Genomic DNA, 20,867 nt, shown 5'->3' on the forward strand with positions numbered 1-20,867 from the left:
GCCCCGCGCCCGCCGCGGAGCCCGACGTACCCAACCGGAGGAACCGATGACCGTCACCCATGGTCGACCGCTGACCGCCGAGATCACCGACATCCTGGTGGCGCACTGCGGACTCGACGCCGACGTCGCGGCGCGGGCGCCCGCCGCGTCGCTGGAGGAACTGGGCATGGACTCGCTGGCCCTGCTGGAGTTGTCCGCGGTCGTCGCCGACCGGTGGCAGGTGGCGATCCCCGAGCAGGCCGGGCAGCTGAGCATCCCGGCGGTCGCCGACCTGGTCGCCCGCCGCGCCGACCCGCCCGGGCACACCGAGAACGGCGTGTTCATCGACGCGCCGCTGCCGCTGGTGTGGGAGGTCACCAACGACGTGGCGAACTGGACCGAGCTGTTCACCGAGTACGCGGTGGTGGAGATCCTGCACCGCGACGGCCACACCGTGCGGTTCCGGCTGACCATGTACCCCGACGAGAACGGGGTGGCGTGGAGCTGGGTCAGCGAACGCACCGTCGACCCGGTGAGCCGCCAGGTGCGGGCGCACCGCGTGGAGACCGGGCCGTTCGAGTACATGCGGATCCACTGGCGCTACACGGAGGACTCCGGCGGCACCCGCATGACGTGGACCCAGGACTTCGCGATGAAGCCGACCGCGCCGGTGGACAACGCCGCCATGACCGAACGGATCAACACCAACAGCGTCATCCAACTCGCGGTGATCAAGGACCGGGTGGAGCGGATCGCCCGGGAGCGCGCCGAGCAGGACGGCCCGACGGCCGGCGACGAGTCGACGGAGGCCGGCGATGAGTGACGTGAGCACCAGGCCGATCGCCGCGCAGGACGTACCCGCCGACCGTCGGCGCGGTGGTGAGCTGCGGGTGCTGCTCGGCCCCCGCACCGTCGGCAGCACCTCCGGTTTCCTCGGGGTGGCGACGCTCGCCCCGGGGGAGCGCATCGCCGAGCACTACCACCCGTACAGCGAGGAGTTCCTGTACGTGTCCCGCGGCGCGATCACCGTCGACCTGGACGACCAGCCGACCCTGCTGGCCGCCGGCGAGGCGCTGTTCGTACCGGTCAACGTGCGACACCGGCTGCGCAACACCGGCGTCGAGCCGGCCGAGGTGGTCTTCCACCTGGGTCCGCTGGCACCCCGCCCGGAGCTGGGGCACGTCGACACCGAACTGGCCGAACAGCGGGGCGGATCATGACCGGGCGCCGTACGGTGGTGACCGGCGTCGGGGTGGTCGCCCCCGGCGGCGCCAGCCGGGACCGCTTCTGGAAGACCATCACCGAGGGGCGTACGGCCACCCGGCGGATCAGCTTCTTCGACCCGTCGCCGTTCCGCTCCCAGATCGCCGCCGAGTGTGACTTCGACCCGGTCGCCGCCGGACTCACCGATGCGGAGCGGCACCGCGCCGACCGGTACGTGCAGTTCGCGCTGGCCTGCTCCGCGGAGGCGGTCGCCGACGCGCAGCTGGTGCTCACCGACGCCGAGCGGGACCGGGCCGGGGTGGTGCTCGGCACGGCCGTGGGCGGCACGATGGCCCTGGAACAGGAGTACGTCACCGTCAGCGACCACGGCCAGCGGTGGCTGGTCGACGCGTCGCGCGGCGGACCGTACCTGTATCAGGCACTGGTGCCCAGCAGCCTGGCCGCGGACGTGGCGTGCCGGCACGGGCTGCACGGCCCCGCGCAGGTCGTCTCCACCGGCTGCACCTCGGGCATCGACGCCATCGGCTACGCCCACCAGTTGATCGTGGACGGTGAGGCGGACGTGGTGCTGGCCGGCGCGGCCGACTCGCCCATCTCACCGGTCACCGTCGCCTCGTTCGACGCGATCAGGGCGACCAGCCCGGACAACGACGATCCGGCGCACGCCTCCCGCCCCTTCGACGCCGACCGGCACGGGTTCGTGCTGGCCGAGGGCGCGGCCGTGCTGGTGCTGGAGGAGGCCGGGCGCGCCCGGCGGCGCGGCGCGCACATCTACTGCGAGGTCGCCGGCTACGCCAGCCGCAGCAACGGCTACCACATGACCGGGCTGCGCCCGGACGGGCTGGAGATGGGCCTCGCCGTCACCGACGCGCTGCGACAGGGCCGGATCGCACCCGAGCAGGTCTCCTACATCAGCGCGCACGGCTCGGGCACGAGGCAGAACGACCGGCACGAGACGGCCGCGTTCAAGCGGGCGCTGGGCCAGTCCGCGTACCGGGTGCCGATCAGCTCGATCAAGTCGATGGTGGGGCACTCGCTCGGCGCGATCGGGTCGATCGAGATGGCCGCCTGCGCCCTGGCCATCGAGTTCGGGCTGGTGCCGCCGACGGCCAACTGGAGCACCCGGGACCCGGAGTGCGACCTGGACTACGTGCCGAACGAGGCGCGGGAGGTCCCGGTGGACGTGGCGTTGTCGGTGGGCAGCGGGTTCGGCGGTTTCCAGTCGGCGATGGTGTTCCGCCGGCTGGCCGGGTCGCTGGCGTGACCGCCCGGGCGGTGGTGACCGGCATCGGCGTGGTCGCCCCCAGCGGCGTCGGCGCCGACGAGCACTGGCGCACCGTGCTGGCCGGTACCCGCCGCACCGGTCCGATCACCCTGTTCGACCCGGCCGGCTACCCGACCCGCCACGGCGGGCAGGTGCCGGACTTCACCGCCGACTCGTACGCCGACAGTCGGCAACTCGTGCAGACCGACCGGTGGACGCACCTCGGGTTCGCCGCCACCCGGCTCGCGTTGGCCGACGCCGGTCTGCCTGACCGGGCCCCCGACCCGTACGGGTACGCGGTGACCCTGGCCAGCTCGTCGGGCGGCAACCTGTTCGGTCAGCGGGAGCTGCAACGGCTGTGGGGCGGCTCGTCGCGCACCGTCGGGGCGTACCAGTCGATCGCCTGGTTCTACGCCGCCAGCGTCGGGCAGCTCTCCATCCACCACCAGTTCAAGGGGCCGAGCGGGGTGCTGGTCGCGGAGACCGCCGGCGGGTTGGACAGCCTGGCGCACGCCGCCCGGGCGGTACGCCGGGGCACGCCGGTGGTGATCGCCGGGGCCACCGAGTGCCCGTTGAGCCCGTACGCGCTGGCCTGCCAGTTGCGCTCCGGGCTGCTCAGCGACGTCGACGACCCGCAGCGGGCGTACCGGCCGTTCGACACCTCGGCCAGCGGCTACCTGCCGGCCGAGGGGGGCGCGGTGTTCGTGGTGGAGGAGTTGGGGCACGCGCTGTCGCGGGGCGCGCGGATCTACGGTGAGGTGAGCGGGTGGGGCTCCACCCACGACGCTGCGCACACCACGGCGGACAGCGCGGGCGACGTGGGGCAGTACGCGCGGGCGATGCGGCTGGCCCTGGACCGGGCCGGCGTCGCGGCGGCCGGGATCGACGTGGTGTTGCCCGACGCGCTCGGCGTGCCCCGCTACGACCGCAGCGAGGCCGAGGCGCTGCGTGCCGTGTTCGCCGACCGGCAGCCTCCGGTGACGACGCAGAAGCCGTTGACCGGGCGGGCGCACCAGGGCGGGTCGGCGTTGGACGTCGCCACCGCCCTGCTCGCCTTCGCGCACGACACGCTGCCCGCGTCCGCCGCCCCGGACGAGGTGGCCGGCGGGTGCGAGCTGGACTTCCTGCGCGAGCACCGACGGCCACGCAGCCGGCTCGCGCTGGTCTGCGCGCGGGGCTTCGACGGTTTCAACAGCGCGCTGGTCCTGCGCGGGGCCGCGCCGATGAGGGGGGAGACGTGATGACCGAACAGCGGGCTCGGGTGGTGTTCCTGGTGCGGGTGCCGGTGCCGCGCACCGAGCAGTTCCTCGCCGCGTACGAGCAGGTGCGCCACCTGGTCGCCGACGGTGTGCCGGGGCACCTGGTGGACCAGGTGTGTCGCTCGTCGACCGACCCGGAGCAGTGGCTGATCACCAGTGAGTGGGCGAGCCTGGCCGATTTCGAGAACTGGGAGCGCACTGCCGAGCACCGGGACCTGGTGCGTCCGATGCGGGAGTGCTTCACCGACGCCCGTTCGCTGCGCTTCCACATCCACGCCCAGACCCCGGTGCTGGCCTGACGCGGGCCACCCGGCTATGAGCACGATCTGCTCACGCGCGGTCGACATCCTTCCGCACGCGCGTAGGGTCTGAGAGTCATGAGGATACTGCCGTTGGACGTCGAGGTCGACCTGCACGGCCCGTCCATGGTCGACCTCGCAGTCCTGGTGCCGGGCGTGGCCCGCGTCGGCGGCGGCCGGACGGTCGGGGTTCCGCGCCGTTGACTTCGCCGAGGCGTACCGGCTGGTTCAGTTGCGCGTCCAACTCGCCAGCATCAAGCCGACCTAGCGCGAACCGCTCAACGCCCCGAACTCGTCCCGCACCGCTCAGGAGGCTATAAGGTCCCGAGCGTCCTGACAGAACCGGCGAACAGTGGGGGTGCGCCGATAGGGCGTCAGCGCGCCAACCAGGTTGCGGACATGCTTGATGCACCTCGTGGACGTGACCTGCCCGGTCAGGGTCTGCACGGCTTGGTCGCCGAGGGCGAGCGCCTTGTCCAGTTCGGGATGCTCCTGCCGGACGTACGTGGTTGCGAGCAACGCGTTTCGTAGTGCTCCCTCGCGGGTGTACTCGTCGCTCTGTAGCCGCAGGGCTGCCCGCAGGTGATCACGAGCGCGCGGCCAGTCTTCGAGCTTGACGAAGCAGTAGCCGGCCTGCGCGTGCGCCTGCGCCTCGTTGATCCAGTAGGACCAGTCGGGGTCGCCGTGCTCCGGTCGGCTGTCGCTGAACCTGTCGAACGCGGTGTCGAGCGCCCGCCGGGTGTCGCTTACCAACCGGTTGTTGGCATACGCCTCGGCGGCCCGCAGGTCGAGGATCGTCCCCACCATGGGACTCGTTGCCGGGTAGCTGGCTCGCGCGGTCTCCGCGAGGGTCACGGCCTGACGGAGCTGACCGAGATCTTTGGCCTGGCAGGACATGAAGCCGAGGATGTTCGCGCCGAGGCCGCGATCACCAGCCGCGTTGGCCTGATAGAGGCCGGCGATCCAGAACCGTTGCGCCTGCGTGTGGTAGCCGCCGTCGAAGGAGAGCCAACCGGCGAGGCGCAGCAGTTCACCGGCGGTGCCGTGCAGCCGTCGACCGACGGTGTCGGTGTAGCTGCGTTCGCGCAGCACCTCGACCACCGTGCTGAGGTGCTTCCGGACCAGGCCCAGGGTCTGGCCGCTGCCGAGGTGGTCGTCCATTCGTCGCAGGCTGGCGGTCACCGCGTCCAGGTGGTCCACGACGTCGCCGGACACGGGCCGGCCGGTAGTCGATGCGATGTTCTGCGGTGGTTGGGCGATCAGCCACTCATGCGCCGGTGATGTCAGTGCGGAACCGAGCAGAGTGAGGAACATCCGTCGGTGCGTCATCCCTTCAGGTTCGTTCACCACCTCGCCCGCCCGCAAGGCCCCGCTCGCGGACCAAGGGAGGTCAAGACCGGCCGAAGCGGCAACGGCCTCGAAACCGTCGCTCGGCCAACCCAGCTCGTCGAGACCAACCGTCCGCTGTAACTGTTCGGACAGCAGCGCCGAGGTCAACGACGGCCATGGCGCTCTCGGAACGTCGCCCTTTTTCCACTTGTACGGCGTCTTGAGGTGCAGCCGCTCTGCCCGCCCGTGCCGCTCGGCGCACTCGTTGAGGCGTCGAGCGAATTGCTCCGGCTGCCAGCCCGCCTCGGCCAACAACCGCGTCAACGCCTCTCCGCTGGGTGCCACCCTCCCGCCTCCTTCGTATGTAGCGACCGCCACACGAACAGTAGCGATTCGGTCGGACATCGGGTGGCTGCGGCACACGTGGGCACTCATAGGCACCGAGCGCACCTGCCCTCGCGGCCTCCTGCGCGAAGTCCACTGGACACGTCAAGACGAGCAGGTCGACACGATGGCGAGCTTGAGGGGTGAAGGTGCTCGTGGCTTCCGAAGTGGTGGCGTTGGTGTGTGGTGGGCTGGTGCCCGGGTTTCTGCTCGGGTTGTTGGCGTTCCGGGTGAAATCGAGGTGGTGTCCCCACTGTGGGCGGGCCACCCAGGCGCTGCCGCAGGGGCAGGGTCGGTGACCCGGCCCGGTCGGGAGCGGGACGAGCCGGTCGGGCGGCGGGTGGCCCGTTGGCGGGTGCGTCGCCGGATGACCCAGCAGATGCTCGCCGACCGGCTCGGCAAGTCGAAGAGCTGGGTCGACAAGGTCGAGCGCGGCGTGCGCAATCTGGACCGCTACTCCGTCGTCCAGGAGATCGCCCGGGTGCTGCGCCTCGACCCGGCCGAACTGCTCGACCCCCGCAGACCACCACCACCGTCGTCGGCGGCGACCACCCTGGACGGCGTCGACGCGGTCCGCGCCGCCCTGGCCCACTATCACCAACGACCCGCCCGCGCCGTGCCCGCCGACGAGGTGGGGCGGCATGTCACGCACGCCTGGCTCACCTACCAGCACGCCCACTATGCCCACCTGCTGCGAGCGCTGCCCGCCCTGCTCGACGCCGCCCACGCCACGGCGAGTCTGCTGGCGCCCGCGTACCGGATCACCGCTTCGGTGCTCGTCAAGCTCGGTGAGGCGGACCTCGCCTGGCTGGCGGCGGACCGGGCCGTCGCCGCCGCCACCGGTGACCCCATCCGCACCGGCGCCGCCACGATCGCTGTGGCGCAGGCGCTGCGCGCTCTGGGCCGCGACCGCCTCGCCCTCACCGCGGCCGTCGCCGCCGCGGGCACCGCCGCAGACGACGGGGTACGTGGAACGCTGCTGCTCCAGGCCGCCATGGCCGCCGCCGGCTGCGGCGACGGCCGCCGCGCCGGCGACCTGATCGACCACGCCGCCGCGCTGGCCGACCGGCGTGCGGGCACCGATGACTCCCACCACACCGCGTTCGGCCCTGCCACCGTGCGACTGGGCCGCTTTGTCAGCGCCCTGTACGTCGGCGACGCCGCCCAGGCCGTGTGCCTGCACGAGGAGGCCGTCCGCCGCGACGACTGGCGTCGGCTACCCGCCGAACATCGGGCCGCCCATCTCATCGACGCCGCCCGCGCCTACCGTCAGGCCGGCGACCTCACCGCCGCCGGGCGTGCTCTGGCCGAGGCGGACACCATCGCGCCCGCCGAGGTCCGCTACCGGCCTGCCGCCCGTACCCTCATCGCCGAGATCGCCCACAGCGGCCACGCGGCCGCCAGCGTGGCGCGACTGGCCGCCCTCGTCGGCCTCACCCGGTGACCGCGACGCCATCGGCCGTCCGGCTGGGGCCGCACGACGGTTGTACGAGGCGTCATGCCTCGGTGACGCTGCGCCAAGTCACCCGCCCGATCCTGCCCGCCGAACGGGCCGTCGGCAATCCGGCTGGCCGCCTCTTCTGATCCAGCCATTTGCATCTGGCAATGGTCCTGTGGGCGTCGTATGGTTCCCCGCAGCACCCCGACAGGCGTACACATTGGGCATATTTGCCCTCTTTCAGGCTGGGCGGTGAACGGGCGATGGCGGCAGAAGATCCTCCGGTGGTCCACCCCGGATGGGTGGACGAAGTCCTGTTCGCCGGCCGCCCGACCGACATTTGTCTGCGCCTACCCGAACCCATCGACCGGGCCGCCCTGCACCGGCTCGTCACCGCCGCGCAGGACCGGCTCGCCGCTGCCGGACTGCGCCCCGGCGGCGCCGCCGCGCTGCGGTTGCCGCCCTCCCTGGCGTACGTGGTGAACCTGCTGGCCACCTGGCGCACCGGCGCGCAGGCGATCCTGCTCGACCACCGGCTCACCGACCACGAGGTGGACCGGGCGCTGGTCCGGCTCACCCCGCAGGTGGTGGTCGCGCCGTTGCGGACCGGCGCCGGCGCGTTGAAGGTCTTCGTCGACGTCACCGAGAGCATCACCCGGTACGCCGACCGCCCGGCGGTCAGCCGCCACGCCGTGATCCAGCTCAGCTCCGGCTCCACCGGACCGTCCAAGGTGATCGGTCGCACCGCCGCCGACCTGGTCGCCGAGGTGCGCCGCTACACCCGCATCGACGGGGTGGCGCTGCCCGGCGAGCGGATCATCCTGCTGCCGTCGATGGTGCACGTACTCGGCCTGGTCGGCGGGCTGCTCTACGGCCTGCACGCCAGCGTCGAGCTGGTGCCGCCGCAGCGGCTCAGCGGGGACGCCGTGCTGGCCGCGATCGACGCCGAACCGACGCCGGCCACCGTGCTGGGCGTACCGTTCCACATCGGACTGCTCGCCTCCACCCGGCCTGCCGGCCCGCTGCCCCAGCTTCGGCGGATGACCACCGGCGGCGAGCTGGTGCCGGCCGCGGTGACCAACGCCTTCACCGACCGGTACGGGGTGCCGCTGGGCAACATGTACGGGATGACCGAGGTCGGGGTGATCGGCACCGACCTGCACGGATCGCACCGACCGTCGATCGCTCCGGCCCCCGGCATCGAGGTCCGCGAGTCCGGTGGTGAGTTGTGGGTCTCCTGCCCGGCGTCGCCGTACGTGGGGTCGAGCGACCCGACGCGCTGGGCGGACGGCTGGTTGCACACCCGCGACGCCGGCACGGTCGATGAGGTCACCGGCCTGGTCACCGTGCGCGGCCGACTCGACTCGCAGGTGTCCGTCGGCGGCCTGAAGGTCGACCTGACCGAGGTGGAGAGCACCGTCGCCGAGCTGCCCGGGGTGGCCGCCGCGGTGGTGGTCTGGGACGACGGCATCACCGCGTACGTGCAACCCGACGGCCCGCTGTCCGAGGAGGTTCTGGACAAGCTTCTCGCCGAACGGTTGGCCGGCTACAAACGGCCCCGCGTGCTGCGGCTGCTCGACCAGTTGCCCCGCACCACCACCGGCAAGCTGGTCCGCTCGACCGACGCGCTGCGGTCGGCGGCCACGCCGTGACCGGCCCCCTGCACCACCTCGACGTCGACCTGCGTCCCCGCGCGCACCGCGACCGCTGCGACGAGATCCCCACCCAGCTCCGGATGCCCGACCCACAGTGTCTCGTCGCCCGGCACGGGCCGCAGCGGCAGCCCGGGCGGGGGCATCAGCCGGCGCAGCCCGCCGTCTCGCAACCCGAGCCCGAGCGCCTTGCCGACCGCCTCCTTCGCCGTCCACAGCCGCAGGAAGTCAACCCCTCGTTCGGCCTCGGGCCGCCCGGCCAGCCAGGTCAGCTCGGCCGCGGCAAACCAGCGGCCGGCCAGCGCGAGAGCGGGCACCGGGCGGATCCGCTCCACGTCCACCCCGACCGGGCCGGCGAGGCGGACGGCGACCACCACGATTCCGGGGCAGCGGCTGACGCTGACCGGCAGGTTCACCCGCTCGTCGACCCGGACGACCGGCCTCCCACCGGCGTCGTGCGTCAGCACCAGCTCGTTCCCGGCGCGACCGAGCAGCGCGCTGCCCGCCCGCCGCAGCAGCGAGACGGCCGGATCCGGCGGACCGCCGGCGTCCCGGCCGACCCACACGTACACGGCGTCCCGACCGGGCACCGTCAGCTGGACCACCCAGAGAGGGTAACCATGAGAGCCGAGGTCCGTGCCTTCGTCGTCGAGCAGCTCGCCGACATGAACTACGACGTCGAGGGGATCGACGACGACACCACACTCGGCCCGTCCGGCGTCGACCTGGAGTCGCTCGCCCTGGCCGACCTGTCCGTCCGCGTCGAGGACCGCTACGGCGTGACCTTCGCCGACGACGAGTCGGAGAAGCTGGCGCTGATGACGGTCGGTGAGTTCACCACCATGGTCGCCGGCCGCGTCGCCGAGGCGACGAGCGACCACGCCTGATGACCGGTCAGCCCGATCTGGGGCGAGCTGACCTGCTGACGATGCTCGCCGAACTCACCGCGAAACCGGCCGCCGAGGTGCCCGACCGGATCGGCTCGATGGAACTCGCCTGGCTGGTACACCTCGTCGAGCAGCGCTACGAGCGGCGCCTCGACCTCACCGACGACGACCTGGCCGGCATCCGTACCGTCGACGACGCCCTGGCGGTGTTCCGGGCGTCGTTGACCGCTCCCGCTGATGGCTGAGCCGCGCGTCGTCCAGCTCACCGGCGTACACGCGGTCAGCGCCCTCGGCCGTGGCGCGCAGGCGCAGCTGGCCGGCACGCCGGCCTTCGGACCGGTCCGCCGCTTCGACACGACCGCCCGCCGGGTCACCGTGGCGGCCACGCTGCCCGACGCCGGTACGCTCGCCGACGAGCTGGCCGCCGCGATCGACGCGGCCTGCCGGGTGGCCGGCCTGGATGCCGCCCGGCGGACCGGGTGCGCGCTGCTGCTCGCGGTGCACGGCGGCCCCGCCGCCTCGGCGCTCGCCGACCAGCTGGCCGTCCGGTGTGGACTGAGTGGTCGTATCCGGGTCTACACCAGCGCCTGCGTGTCGGCGAGCACGGCGGTCGCCGACGCCGCCACCCTGATCACCAGGGGTGACGTCGACCGGGTGGTGGTGGCCGCCGGCTACCTGGTGGAGCCGGACCAGTTCGCGCTCTTCGACGCCGGGAGGGCGCTCGCCGACGACGGGGTGGTCCGCCCGTTCAGCACCCGCCGCCGTGGTCTGCTGCTCGGCGACGGGGTGGCCGCCGTGGTCCTCGAATCCCGCGCGGAGACTCGGCGCGGCGTCGAGCCGGTGGCGACCGTGGCGGGCTGGGGGCGCGCCGGGGACGCGTTCCACCCGTGCCAACCGGACCCGACCGGCGCCGGGCTGGCCCGCGCGATCGGCGCGGCGTTGCGCCGGGCCGGTCTGCCACCGCAAGCCGTCGGGTACGTCAACGCCAACGCCACCGGCACCGCGCAGAGCGACGCCGCCGAGGCGGCGGCGTTGCGGCAGGCCCTCGACGGGTACGCCGGGCAGGTGCCGATCAGCTCCACGAAGGCGCTGCACGGGCACGCGTTGGAGGCGTCCGGGCTGCTCGAACTGGTGGTCACGGCCCTGGCGCTGCGACACGGGGAGCTGCCGGTCAACGCCGGCTGGGCGGGCCCCGACGAGGCGTGCCCCCTCAACGTCATCCTCGAACACCCGCGACGCGCGACGGCGACGCACGCCCTGACGCTGAACGCCGCCTTCGGCGGCGCCAACACGGCCTTGCTGGTCGGCACCCCGTGACCGCCACCGACAGCCCGCGATCTTGCACTTTCTGTCCCGACGAATCCGGCGAAACACGTGAACCATCGGCAGAAACCGCAAGATCGGCGCGGGAGGGAGTGCGCGAGGGAGCGGAGGAGCTTGCTCGAGCTAGGTGGCCGGAGGGTGGGGACGGGGACGTGTCGGGGGTTCCCGGGTTCGTTCTCTCGGGGTTCGCTCCGGTCGTGGTGGCTGTCGCGGAGCGGTGTCTGCGGCGGCGGTACGGGACGGGGCCGGTGCCGTCGCAGACCCGGACCGGGGTCGTGCTGGTCAGTGCCAGCGGCGATCTCGTCAGCGCCGAGCACGTGCGGGAGACCGTCGAGTCCGGTGGGCGGGTCGGGCCGCTGTTCTTCTTCCAGTCCGTGCCCAACAGCGTCGCCGGGCACATCGCGGCCCGCTGGGGGCTGCGCGGTCCGGTGGTCTGCCTGAGCCCGACCGGCGACCCGTACGCCGACGGCGTCGCCGAGGCGGACCTGCTGCGGTACGACGGCGACGCCGACGAGGTGTTGCTGATCCTGATCGAACAGGCGCCCGACACGCCCACCGAGGCGGTCGCGGTGCTGCTGGGTGGAGGAGCACAACCATGAGGACAAGGGGACTGCGCGGCGCGTTGGCCGCCGACACCGAGCTGGGGGCGGGCAACATGCTGGCCCGGGTGCTGGCGCACGGCGCCGACCCGGACGGACCCGGGTTGACCTTCGACACCGCCGTCGACGGGCACCCGGCCGAGGCGCCGCTCACGCTGGGCGGGCTCGACGAGCGGGTCGCCGCCCGTGCTGCCTGGCTGCACGAACGCGGGGTACGCCCGCGCGACCCGGTCGCCGTGTGGGCCACCGCCGCCGCCGACATGGTGCTCAGCTTCCTGGCGCTGGCCCGGCTCGGCGCGATCCCGGCGCTGATGAACGGCAGGCTGCGCCCGGAGATCGCCGCCGAGTACATCCGCCGGCTGCGGGGCGTGGGTGTGCTCGCCGACGACGCGCACACCGCGCTGCTGGCCGGGCACGACCTCGGCGTACCGCTGCTCGGCACCCCGGCCCAGGCCGGCGCGGGCGACCCGGCCGCCGCGCCGGCGCACTACCGGCACCACCCCGACGACCCGATCGTCATCACCCACACCTCCGGGACCACCGGCGTGCCCAAGGCGGTGCTGCACTCGCACGCCAGTCTCTTCGCCGCCACCCGGCACCTGCTCACCATGCCGCAGGCGCAGGGCACCAGCCGCATCCTCAACGCGCTGCCCGCCCCGCACACCGCCACCGTGCTGATGGTCAACCAGGCGCTGGGCAACCGGGCGCAGATGTACCTGCTGTCCGAGCAGGGCGGCGAGCGGGTGCTCGACGCGATCCAGCGGTGGCGCCCGGACGGGGTGTTCGGCTTCTCGGTCACCTGGGCCGAGCTGGCCCGCTTCGACCTGTCCGGGTACGACCTGGACTCGGTGCGGCTGTGGTTCAACACCGGCGACGCCTCGCACGAACCGCACATCCGTCGCCTGGTCGCGGTCGGCTCCCGGGACACCGTCACCCGCGACGGGGTGGTGCGGGTGCCCGGTTCGGTCTTCATCGACGGGCTGGGTTCCAGCGAGATGGGGCACTCGATGTTCCACATCACCCACCGCGCCGACACCGACCGGTACGGCCGCTGCATCGGCCGGCCGTACGAGTTCACCCGGGTCGCGGTGCTCGACGCCGACGGTGAGCCGGTGCCGGTCGGCGAGGTGGGTTTCCTGGGCATCGACTCGCCGTCGTTGTTCCGCGGCTACTGGAACGACTTGGCCACCACCTACCGGTTCCGTCAGCGCGGCTGGTATCTCACCGGCGATCTGGTCCGCGCCGACGCCGACGGCCGCTACTACCACCTGGACCGGGCGGTGGACTCGGTCGACGCCGGCGACGGGCGGCGGTACTACACGGCGCTGTCCGAGGAGCGGATCCTCGCGGCCTGCCCGGACGTCACCGACTGCACGGTGGTGATCGTCGCCGAGGCCGGCCGGGTGGTCACCGACGTGTTGCTGGAGCTGACCGCCGGCGCCGACGAGGGCGAGGACCGCACCGAACGGGTCCGTGCCGCGCTCGGCCCGGACGTCGGCGCGACGCTGCGTCGGGTGGTGCCGGTACGCTCCGCCGACATCCCGGTCACCGTGACCGGTAAGGTCCGCAAGGTCGCCCTGCGCGAGCGCTACCTCACCGAGGCGTCGTCGTGAGCGGGCGAACCGGAGCGTCGTGGTGAGCGGGCGAACCGGAGCGTCGTGGTGAGCGGGCGAACCGGAGCGTCGTCGTGACCGCCCTGATCACCGGGATGGGTCTGTTCACGCCGGCCGGTCGGGGCGTCGAGGAGACCTTCGACGCGCTGACCACCGGCCGGTCCGGGCTGACCCGCCCGCCCGAGGGGCATCCGGCACGGGACTCGTTGGAGGTCGCCGGCCTGCTGCCCGACATCGACCCGCGCACCGTCGCGTCCGGGCCGGAGACCCGGGTGCTGGACCGGATCGTGGTGCTCGCGTTGCTCGCCGCCGCCGACGCGCTCGCCGACGCGGGCATCGAGGTGGGCCGCGACGTCGACCCCGAGCGGATCGGGGTGATCGTCGGTGGGGTCGGCGGGATGGCCACCCTGGAGGCGCAGGTGCTGGCCCGCGCGGCCCGGGGGCGCGCGGCGGTCAGCCCGTACCTGCTCACCGGCATCCTGCCGAACATGCCGGCGGCGCGGATCGCCATCGCGCACGGCATCCGGGGCTACAGCTCGTCGGTCGGCACCGCCTGCGCGTCCGGTGCGCAGGCGGTCGCCGACGCGGTGCGGCTGATCGCCACCGGGGAGGCCGACGTGGTGCTCTGCGGGGCCAGCGAGGCGCCGCTGTTCCCGACCTTCGCCGACACGTTCGGCAACGCGCGGGCGCTGGCCCGCGCCGGCGCCGATCCGGCTCGCGCGAGCCGGCCGTTCGACACCTCGCGCAGCGGGTTCGTGCTGGCCGAGGGTGCCGCGTTGCTGGTCCTCGAACGCGCCGAGCACGCCGAGGCGCGTGGCGTCACCGGGTACGCCGAGGTGGCCGGGTTCGGGGCGACCACCGACGCGTACCACCCGACGGCGCCGCGCCCGGACGGCGCCGGCGCGGCGGCGTGCATCCGGCGCGCGCTACGCAGCGCGGGCGTGCCCGCCGCGGCGGTCGGCTACGTCAACGCGCACGGCACCGGTACGAAGCTCGGCGACATCGCGGAGACTACGGCCCTCGCCGACGTCTTCGGTGCCGGTGGCGTGCCGGTCAGCTCCACCAAGGCGCTCACCGGCCACCTGCTCGGCGCCTCCGGGGTGCTGGAGGCGGCGGCCACCGCGCTGGCGCTCGGTCGGGGGCTGCTGCCACCGACGTACCACCTCGACGACCCGGACCCGGCCTGCCCGGCGGACCACATCCGTGGCGCGCCCCGCAAGGCCGACCCGGAGTACGCGGTGACCAACTCGTTCGGGTTCGGCGGCCAGAACGTGAGCCTGCTGCTCGCGCGGGTCGCCGAGCCGAGGGGGTGATCGACGCGGCATCCCGGGCGGGGCGCCCGGACGGCAACACGGGGGGAACCGTGGGAAGGGTTTCAGGGGACATGGACATCCGTGGTATCGACCACATCGAACTCTACGTGGGGGACGCCCGGCAGGCGGCCTTCTATTTCAGCACCGCCGTCGGCTTCCAGGTGTGCGGGCAGGGTGGCCCGGAGACCGGGCTGGAGGGGCAGCGTTCGCTGCTGCTCTGCCACGGTGACATCCGGCTGGTGCTCACCTCCGGTTTGAGCGCCGAGCATCCGGCGGCGCGGTACGTGCAGCGGCACGGCGACGGCATCGCGGTGGTCGCCGTCGAGGTCGACGACGTCGCGGCCGCGTACGCCGAGCTGCTGGCCCGGGGTGCGACCGGGGTGACGCCGCCGACCACCCGCACCGGCGCGGACGCCGAGGTGGTGACCGCCGAGGTGGACGGCTTCGCCGACGTGCGGCACCGCCTGGTGCAGCGCAGCGGCGAGGGGGGCGACTTCCTGCCCGGCGCGATCACACCCGGACCGGCCACGATGTACCGTCATCCGCCGGTGCTCGCCGAGGTCGACCACCTGGCGGTCTGCGTGCAACCGGGGCAGCTCGACGAGACGGTCCGGCACTTCGAGCGGCTGTTCGACTTCACGCAGATCTTCGAGGAGTACATCGAGGTCGACGGGCAGGGGATGAACTCCAAGGTGGTGCAGAGCCCGTCCGGGCGGGTCACCGTGGTGCTGCTGGAACCGGATCGGGCCCGCCGTCCGGGCCAGATCGACGCGTTCCTCGACCAGCACGCCGGCGGTGGGGTGCAGCACCTGGGGCTGCGGACCGACGACATCGTCGCCGCCGTGGAGGAGTTGGGCCGGCGTGGGGTGCGGTTCGCCGGCACCCCCGGCAGCTACTACGACGCCCTGGAGGCACGGGTCGGCCCGGTGGACGCGCCCCTGGACCGGCTGCGCGAGCTGGGCGTCCTGGTCGACTCCGACCACGACGGTCAGCTGTTGCAGATCTTCGCCGAGTCGATGCACGTGCGCCGCACGCTCTTTCTGGAGCTGATCGAGCGGCGCGGCGCACGGGGCTTCGGCAGCGGCAACATCAAGGCGCTCTACGAGGCCAAGGAGCGGGAGCTGGCCGCGGTGGCGGCCACACCACAGGGGGTGGGGGCATGACCGCGACCGGGTACGAACCGACGCTGACCGCCGAGGAGCAGGCGCTGCTCCCGTCCGACGACGATGTGCGGCACTACGCCGAGCACGGCTGGTACCTGTCGGGGAAGCTGTTCACCGACGACGAGGTGGACGCCCTCGCCGCGGCCACCCAGCGCTACTACGACGGCGAACGGGACCGTCGGCTGCCGGTCCGGCCGCCGAAGCTCGCCTACTGGGAGCCGTCCAAGGGGTCGGTGCAGCGGCACAACGACTACGTCCACCACGAGCACGACGGGCTCGGCGCGATCCTGCGCAAGCCGCTGATCGGCGCGGTCGCCGCCCGGCTCGCCCAGGCCGACGAGATTCGCGTCTTCCAGTCCACGCTGATCTACAAGCCGCCGATCTCCGGCGAGCCGAGCAACATCGTGCCCTGGCACTTCGACAAGCACTACTGGGCGTCCTCGTCGTCGGACACGATGCTCACCGCGTTCATCCCCTTCCACGACTGCGGGGAGGAGATGGGCACGATCACCATGGTCGACGGCTCGCACCGGTGGCGGGAGATCGGCGCCGACGACACCGTGGTGCGGCACTTCGCCGACCGGGACCGCGGCCAGCTGGAGGAGATGCTGGCCGAGAACGCCGCGTACAACGGCGCGGAGATCCGCAAGATCCCCATGGTGATTCCCAAGGGGCACATGAGTTTCCACCACTGCCGCATCTACCACGGCAGCGGTCCCAATGTCAGCGGACGCCCCCGGCAGGCGATCTCGCTGCACCTGCAGGACGGCGACAACACCTGGCGGGCGTACCCGCTCTCCGACGGCACCCTCGCCTCGTACAACCACGACGTGCTGGTCCGCCGCACCCACGACGGGCGGCCCGACTACGCGGACCCCGACTACTGCCCGGTCATCTGGCGCGACCGCGCCCAGCAGGGAGGCTGAACATGTCACGGTACGACTGGGGTAAGACGCACCCGGGGATCGAGCGGCTGGAGCGGGCGGTGACCGACCGGCGCGACGTCGTGGTCAAGCACCCCCTCTACGCCAACCTGGACACCCACGAGGCGCTGGTCACCTTCATGCAGCACCACGTCTTCGCGGTGTGGGACTTCATGTCCCTGCTGAAGTCGCTGCAACGACAGCTCACCTGCGTCACCGTGCCGTGGATCCCGACCGGCCCGACCGGCAGCCGCCGCCTCATCAACGACATCGTGATGGTGGAGGAGAGCGACGAGTTGGGCGAGGGCTACATCAGCCACTTCGAGCTGTACGTGCAGGGCATGGCCGAGGCCGGCGCGGACACCACCGCCGTGGACGCCCTCATCGACCTGTTGCGCGCCGGCCGACCGGTCACCGACGCGCTCGCCGAGGCCGGGGTGCCGGAAGCGTCGGCCGCGTTCGCCGCCACCACCTGGCGGATCATCGAATCCACCCCGGTGCACTGCCAGGCGGCGGCCTTCGCGTTCGGCCGCGAGGACCTCATCCCGGACATGTTCACCCAGGTCGTCGCCGTCAACGAGCGCAGCAACCGGCTGCACACGTTCGTCGACTACCTGGAGCGGCACATCGAGGTCGACGGCGAACAGCACACCCCGATGGCCATGCAGATGCTCGCCGACCTGTGCGGCGACGACGACACCAAGTGGCAGGAGTGCGCCGACACGGTCAACACCGCCCTCGCCGCCCGTGCCCGGCTCTGGGACGACATCCTGGCCGCCATCAAGGGTCCGGCGTGACCGACGCCGATCCGGTCCGGCTCTACCGCACGGTCCGGCTGATCCGCCGGTTCGAGGAACGTGCGGTGGAGCTGGTCCACGGCGGGCAGATCGTCGGCGGCATCCACCCGTACCTCGGTCAGGAGGGGATCGCCGCTGGCGTCTGCGCCGCCCTGGGTGCCGACGACGTGGTCGCCGGCACCCACCGCGGGCACGGGCACGTGCTGGCCCGGGGCGCGGACCCGGCCCGGATGCTCGCCGAGCTATGCGGACGGGTCACCGGCCTCAACGCCGGCCGGGGCGGCTCGATGCACGCCGCCGACTTCAGCCTCGGCGTGCTCGGCGCCAACGCGATCGTCGGCGCCTCCGGGGCGATCATCACCGGCGCGGTCTGGGGCCGGCGACGGCAGGGCCGCGACACCGTCGGGGTGAGCTTCTTCGGCGACGGCGCGGTCAACGAGGGGATGCTGCTGGAGGCGTTCAACCTGGCCGCGCTCTGGCGGGTGCCGGTGCTGTTCGTCTGCGAGAACAACGGCTACGCGACCACCATGCCGATCGCCGGCGCGGTGGCCGGCAGCATCGCGGGCCGGGCCGCCGCGTTCGGCATCCCGGCCGCCCGAGTCGACGGCCAGGACCCCGAGACGGTACGCGCCGCCGCGGCCGCCGCCGTCGACCGGATGCGCGCCGGCGGCGGCCCCGAGCTGATCGAGGCCCGCACCTACCGCTTCGACGCCCACCACACCTTCGAACACGCGGTACGCCTCGACTACCGCCCACCCGACGAGGTGACCCGGGGCCGAGCCCGGGATCCGGTACGCATCCAGGGTGAACGCCTTCCCGACGCCGACCGTGCCGCCGTGGACGCCGAGGTCGAGGCGACCCTCGACGCGGCGGTGCGGTTCGCCCTGGACAGCCCGCGACCCGACCCGGCCGACGCCCTCGCGTACCTGTACGCCAGCGGCCTGACCGGCCGCACCGGAGGTGGTTGAGGTGCCCCGACTGTCGTACCGCCGCGCACTGACCCGGGCCCTCGCGGACGAGTTGGCCCGCGACGACGCGGTGTTCCTGCTCGGCGAGGACATCCAGGTCGGGGCGTCGATGGTGACCACCGGGCTGGCCAGGCGGTTCGGCGCCGACCGGGTCCGCGACACCCCGCTGTCGGAGCAGGCGTTCACCAGCTTCGCCACCGGGGCGGCGCTGGCCGGGCTGCGGCCGGTGATCGAGTTCCAGATCCCGTCGCTGCTGTTCCTGGTCTTCGAGCAGATCGTCAACCACGCCCACAAGTTCCCGCTGATGACCGGAGGGCAGTGCGCCGTGCCGGTCACCTACCTGGTGCCCGATTCCGGATCGCGCACCGGGTGGGCCGGGCAGCACTCCGACCACCCGTACAGCCTCTTCGCCCACGTCGGCGTGGTCACCGTCGTGCCGGCCACCCCGGCCGACGCGTACGGGCTGCTGGTCACCGCGATCCGGCACGACGACCCGGTGGTGGTGTTCGCCCCGGCCGCCGCCATGGACGTCCGCGACGACGTGGACGACCTGGTGCCGGTGCCGCTGGGTCGGGGCCGCATCCACCGTTTCGGCGACGACGTGACCGTGGTCGCGGTCGGGCACCTGGTGCACGACGCGCTCGCGGTCGCCGAGGAACTGGCCGACCAGGTCTCGGTGGAGGTCTTCGACCCGCGCACCCTGTACCCGTTCGACATCGACGGTCTCACCGAGTCGGTGGCCCGCACCGGACGCCTCGTGGTGCTCGACGACGGCAACCGGTCCTGCGGGATCGCCGCCGAGATCATCGCCTCGGTGGTGGAGCGGGTCCGGCTGCTCGCCCCACCACGACGGGTCACCCGACCGGACGGGGCGGTGCTGCCGTTCGCCCCGGCACTGGACCGGGCGGTGCAACCCGGCCGGGACCAGCTCGCCACCGCCATCCACCTCACCATGAAGGACGGCTCATGATCGACCCGAACTACGCGTGGCCGGCCCCCGACCGGGCCTGGGCCGACCTGCCCGAGCCGGCCCGACGGGCCATGGTGGACAGCGGGGCAGCGGCCTGGGAGCAGGTCTTCCACGGCCGGGCCACCTACAACAAGCAGTGGCGGCTGGCCCGCCCCCCGGTCCTCGACGCGGACGCCTGGCGGGAGCTCAACGAGGTCTGCGACCGGCTCGCCCAGCTCGTCCTCGACGCCTGCCGGCGTCGGGCGGGCACCGCCGGTGAGCTGCGCCACCTGCTCGGCGTACCGGCGGGGGAGACCCGCCTGCTGGACGAGTCGGAGCCGCTCACCGAGGCGCTGCTGGCCGCGTATCGGCCCGATGTGATCTTCTCGGCCGGGGTGCCGAAGTTCGTCGAGTACAACATCGACAGCAGCCTCGGCGGCGGGTTCGACGCCGACACCGTCATCCAGCGGTTCGCGCGCCTCTACCGGGAGAGGGACATCCTCGACGACCTGCCGGTGCGGGCCGCCCCGTCACTGCTGGACCAGCGTTTCGCGGCGATCCGCGAGGAGTTGCGGCTGCCCGACGGCGCCCGGGTGGCCCTGTTGATGGACTTCGACGCGGACTATCCGGGCCTGGACGACCCGCAGACGTTCATCCGGATCCTCGACCCCCTCGCCGTACGGGCCCGGGACTTCGGCATCGACCTGATCATCGCCCCGGTGTCCACCGCGACCCTGGACGACGACGACCGCCTCGTCGTCGACGGCGCGCCCGTCGACGCGCTGTTCCGGCTGTTCGTGCCCAACCGGGTCACCCCGACCGCCGGCCTGGACGCGGTGGCCGGGGCTCTCGCGGCCGGCACACTGCCGATGTTCGTGTCGGCGGCGGCGTGGCTGCTCGGCAACAAGACCACCTTCGCCTGGCTGTGGGAGGACGTGGACGGGCTGGCCGCCGACGACCAGGCGCTGATCCGCCGCCACGTGCCGTACACGGTGCCGTTGACCGCCGCGGTGCTCGACCGGGCCATCGCCGGGCAGGCCGAGCTGGTGGCGAAGCCGGCCGACGGCTCCGCCGGTCACGGCGTGCTGCTCGGCCCGGAGCTGAGCCCGGCGGACTGGGCCGACGGCGTCCGCGCCGCCGTCGACGAGGGTGGCGCGATCCTGCAGGAGTACCTGCCGACCGACCGCGTGCCGATGGATTTCGTGCAGATCGAGACCGGTGAGACGGTGACGGCGGAGGTCCCGTACTCCCTGGCACCGTACCTGTTCGGCCGGACGGCCTCCGGCGGCCTGGCGAGGGTCGGCTACCCCGGCTGCGACGGCGTCCTCAACCTGGCCCACGGAGTCCTCCTGACCGGAATCCTCCTGCGCGACTGACCGGACCCGCGCCGACCCCGCGCCGACCCTGGGCCGGCCCCGGACGCCCCCCGCGGTTGATCATGAGGTTGCCGGCCCGCCACACCGTGTTCGGCCCCGTCAAGCTCATGATCAACAGGGTCGGCGTG

The 20,867-nt window shown here is 72.9% G+C and carries 22 protein-coding genes; 20 read left to right on the forward strand and 2 right to left on the reverse strand.

Features of this window, described 5'->3' with window-relative positions; all coding sequences use genetic code 11:
- Window positions 1-46 precede the first annotated feature (46 nt).
- The 6 genes from F8271_RS19630 (at window position 47) to F8271_RS33870 (ending at window position 4,229) form a co-directional block, all read left to right on the forward strand.
- Window positions 47-802, forward strand: coding sequence for an SRPBCC family protein (locus F8271_RS19630; RefSeq protein WP_151491222.1), 756 nt, complete (start codon window positions 47-49; stop codon window positions 800-802).
- On the forward strand, window positions 795-1,199 hold the full coding sequence (locus F8271_RS19635) for a cupin domain-containing protein (RefSeq protein ID WP_151491223.1): 405 nt from the start codon (window positions 795-797) through the stop codon (window positions 1,197-1,199). Before F8271_RS19630 ends, F8271_RS19635 begins: the two co-directional genes overlap by 8 nt.
- Complete coding sequence (locus tag F8271_RS19640; RefSeq protein WP_151491224.1) at window positions 1,196-2,467, forward strand: beta-ketoacyl synthase; 1,272 nt, start codon at window positions 1,196-1,198, stop codon at window positions 2,465-2,467. The genes F8271_RS19635 and F8271_RS19640 overlap by 4 nt, the downstream gene beginning before the upstream one ends.
- Window positions 2,464-3,708, forward strand: a complete 1,245-nt coding sequence (locus F8271_RS19645; RefSeq protein ID WP_151491225.1) for a beta-ketoacyl synthase N-terminal-like domain-containing protein — start codon at window positions 2,464-2,466, stop codon at window positions 3,706-3,708. Before F8271_RS19640 ends, F8271_RS19645 begins: the two co-directional genes overlap by 4 nt.
- Window positions 3,708-4,025: an antibiotic biosynthesis monooxygenase gene (locus F8271_RS19650; protein ID WP_151491226.1), complete on the forward strand. Its 318-nt coding sequence runs from the start codon at window positions 3,708-3,710 to the stop codon at window positions 4,023-4,025. The genes F8271_RS19645 and F8271_RS19650 overlap by 1 nt, the downstream gene beginning before the upstream one ends.
- Before the next feature lie 78 nt (window positions 4,026-4,103).
- On the forward strand, window positions 4,104-4,229 hold the full coding sequence (locus tag F8271_RS33870; RefSeq protein WP_255473711.1) for a hypothetical protein: 126 nt from the start codon (window positions 4,104-4,106) through the stop codon (window positions 4,227-4,229).
- Between the two features lie 102 nt (window positions 4,230-4,331).
- Here F8271_RS33870 and F8271_RS19660 read toward each other — a convergent pair whose 3' ends face one another.
- On the reverse strand, window positions 4,332-5,666 hold the full coding sequence (locus F8271_RS19660) for a hypothetical protein (protein ID WP_225854635.1): 1,335 nt from the start codon (window positions 5,664-5,666) through the stop codon (window positions 4,332-4,334).
- 367 nt (window positions 5,667-6,033) lie between these two features.
- Between F8271_RS19660 and F8271_RS19665 the strand changes: the two genes are divergently transcribed.
- Window positions 6,034-7,182, forward strand: coding sequence for a helix-turn-helix domain-containing protein (locus F8271_RS19665; RefSeq protein WP_225854636.1), 1,149 nt, complete (start codon window positions 6,034-6,036; stop codon window positions 7,180-7,182).
- Between the two features lie 257 nt (window positions 7,183-7,439).
- Entirely contained in the window at window positions 7,440-8,828 is a 1,389-nt protein-coding gene (locus F8271_RS19670) for a class I adenylate-forming enzyme family protein (RefSeq protein WP_151491227.1), read from the forward strand.
- Here F8271_RS19670 and F8271_RS19675 read toward each other — a convergent pair.
- Window positions 8,723-9,418: a 4'-phosphopantetheinyl transferase superfamily protein gene (locus F8271_RS19675; RefSeq protein WP_151491241.1), complete on the reverse strand. Its 696-nt coding sequence runs from the start codon at window positions 9,416-9,418 to the stop codon at window positions 8,723-8,725. The genes F8271_RS19670 and F8271_RS19675 overlap by 106 nt on opposite strands.
- A 30-nt stretch (window positions 9,419-9,448) precedes the next feature.
- Between F8271_RS19675 and F8271_RS19680 the strand changes: the two genes are divergently transcribed.
- The 12 genes from F8271_RS19680 to F8271_RS19735 all read left to right on the forward strand — a co-directional run bounded on the left by F8271_RS19680 (window position 9,449) and on the right by F8271_RS19735 (window position 20,739).
- Complete coding sequence (locus tag F8271_RS19680) at window positions 9,449-9,715, forward strand: acyl carrier protein (protein ID WP_151491228.1); 267 nt, start codon at window positions 9,449-9,451, stop codon at window positions 9,713-9,715.
- Window positions 9,715-9,960 (forward strand): acyl carrier protein, encoded by a 246-nt coding sequence (locus tag F8271_RS19685; protein WP_151491229.1) that lies wholly within the window; start codon window positions 9,715-9,717, stop codon window positions 9,958-9,960. The genes F8271_RS19680 and F8271_RS19685 overlap by 1 nt, the downstream gene beginning before the upstream one ends.
- Window positions 9,953-11,032 (forward strand): beta-ketoacyl synthase, encoded by a 1,080-nt coding sequence (locus F8271_RS19690; protein WP_151491230.1) that lies wholly within the window; start codon window positions 9,953-9,955, stop codon window positions 11,030-11,032. Before F8271_RS19685 ends, F8271_RS19690 begins: the two co-directional genes overlap by 8 nt.
- Before the next feature lie 98 nt (window positions 11,033-11,130).
- Window positions 11,131-11,637: a beta-ketoacyl synthase chain length factor gene (locus F8271_RS19695; RefSeq protein WP_151491231.1), complete on the forward strand. Its 507-nt coding sequence runs from the start codon at window positions 11,131-11,133 to the stop codon at window positions 11,635-11,637.
- A complete protein-coding gene (locus F8271_RS19700) occupies window positions 11,634-13,250 on the forward strand; it encodes a class I adenylate-forming enzyme family protein (RefSeq protein ID WP_151491232.1) in 1,617 nt (538 codons plus the stop codon). Before F8271_RS19695 ends, F8271_RS19700 begins: the two co-directional genes overlap by 4 nt.
- 74 nt (window positions 13,251-13,324) lie before the next feature.
- Window positions 13,325-14,563 (forward strand): beta-ketoacyl synthase, encoded by a 1,239-nt coding sequence (locus tag F8271_RS19705; RefSeq protein WP_151491233.1) that lies wholly within the window; start codon window positions 13,325-13,327, stop codon window positions 14,561-14,563.
- A 71-nt stretch (window positions 14,564-14,634) separates the two neighbouring features.
- Window positions 14,635-15,726: a 4-hydroxyphenylpyruvate dioxygenase gene (gene hppD / locus F8271_RS19710; protein WP_151491234.1), complete on the forward strand. Its 1,092-nt coding sequence runs from the start codon at window positions 14,635-14,637 to the stop codon at window positions 15,724-15,726.
- The gene (locus F8271_RS19715; RefSeq protein ID WP_151491235.1) at window positions 15,723-16,652 is read left to right on the forward strand and encodes a phytanoyl-CoA dioxygenase family protein; all 930 of its coding nucleotides are present in this window, start codon (window positions 15,723-15,725) and stop codon (window positions 16,650-16,652) included. Before hppD ends, F8271_RS19715 begins: the two co-directional genes overlap by 4 nt.
- A gap of 2 nt (window positions 16,653-16,654) precedes the next feature.
- Complete coding sequence (locus tag F8271_RS19720) at window positions 16,655-17,446, forward strand: DUF3050 domain-containing protein (protein WP_151491236.1); 792 nt, start codon at window positions 16,655-16,657, stop codon at window positions 17,444-17,446.
- Complete coding sequence (locus F8271_RS19725) at window positions 17,443-18,414, forward strand: thiamine pyrophosphate-dependent dehydrogenase E1 component subunit alpha (RefSeq protein WP_151491237.1); 972 nt, start codon at window positions 17,443-17,445, stop codon at window positions 18,412-18,414. The genes F8271_RS19720 and F8271_RS19725 overlap by 4 nt, the downstream gene beginning before the upstream one ends.
- 1 nt (window position 18,415) lies before the next feature.
- Window positions 18,416-19,384, forward strand: a complete 969-nt coding sequence (locus F8271_RS19730; RefSeq protein WP_151491238.1) for an alpha-ketoacid dehydrogenase subunit beta — start codon at window positions 18,416-18,418, stop codon at window positions 19,382-19,384.
- A complete protein-coding gene (locus F8271_RS19735) occupies window positions 19,381-20,739 on the forward strand; it encodes a hypothetical protein (RefSeq protein WP_192580368.1) in 1,359 nt (452 codons plus the stop codon). Before F8271_RS19730 ends, F8271_RS19735 begins: the two co-directional genes overlap by 4 nt.
- The last annotated feature ends 128 nt before the right edge of the window (window positions 20,740-20,867 follow it).

The sequence above is a fragment of the Micromonospora sp. ALFpr18c genome, from assembly GCF_008868155.1.
In the GTDB taxonomy this organism is placed as follows: Bacteria; Actinomycetota; Actinomycetes; order Mycobacteriales; family Micromonosporaceae; genus Micromonospora.

Excerpts from the sequence above, each read along its gene's own strand:
- F8271_RS19630 (WP_151491222.1), top strand. The coding sequence starts at position 47 with ATGACCGTCACCCATGGTCGACCGCTGACCGCCGAGATCACCGACATC.
- F8271_RS19635 (WP_151491223.1), top strand. The coding sequence starts at position 795 with ATGAGTGACGTGAGCACCAGGCCGATCGCCGCGCAGGACGTACCCGCC.
- F8271_RS19640 (WP_151491224.1), top strand. The coding sequence starts at position 1,196 with ATGACCGGGCGCCGTACGGTGGTGACCGGCGTCGGGGTGGTCGCCCCC.
- F8271_RS19650 (WP_151491226.1), top strand. The coding sequence starts at position 3,708 with ATGACCGAACAGCGGGCTCGGGTGGTGTTCCTGGTGCGGGTGCCGGTG.
- F8271_RS33870 (WP_255473711.1), top strand. The coding sequence starts at position 4,104 with ATGAGGATACTGCCGTTGGACGTCGAGGTCGACCTGCACGGCCCGTCC.
- F8271_RS19670 (WP_151491227.1), top strand. The coding sequence starts at position 7,440 with ATGGCGGCAGAAGATCCTCCGGTGGTCCACCCCGGATGGGTGGACGAA.
- F8271_RS19680 (WP_151491228.1), top strand. The coding sequence starts at position 9,449 with ATGAGAGCCGAGGTCCGTGCCTTCGTCGTCGAGCAGCTCGCCGACATG.
- F8271_RS19685 (WP_151491229.1), top strand. The coding sequence starts at position 9,715 with ATGACCGGTCAGCCCGATCTGGGGCGAGCTGACCTGCTGACGATGCTC.
- F8271_RS19690 (WP_151491230.1), top strand. The coding sequence starts at position 9,953 with ATGGCTGAGCCGCGCGTCGTCCAGCTCACCGGCGTACACGCGGTCAGC.
- F8271_RS19700 (WP_151491232.1), top strand. The coding sequence starts at position 11,634 with ATGAGGACAAGGGGACTGCGCGGCGCGTTGGCCGCCGACACCGAGCTG.
- hppD (WP_151491234.1), top strand. The coding sequence starts at position 14,635 with ATGGACATCCGTGGTATCGACCACATCGAACTCTACGTGGGGGACGCC.
- F8271_RS19715 (WP_151491235.1), top strand. The coding sequence starts at position 15,723 with ATGACCGCGACCGGGTACGAACCGACGCTGACCGCCGAGGAGCAGGCG.
- F8271_RS19720 (WP_151491236.1), top strand. The coding sequence starts at position 16,655 with ATGTCACGGTACGACTGGGGTAAGACGCACCCGGGGATCGAGCGGCTG.
- F8271_RS19735 (WP_192580368.1), top strand. The coding sequence starts at position 19,381 with ATGATCGACCCGAACTACGCGTGGCCGGCCCCCGACCGGGCCTGGGCC.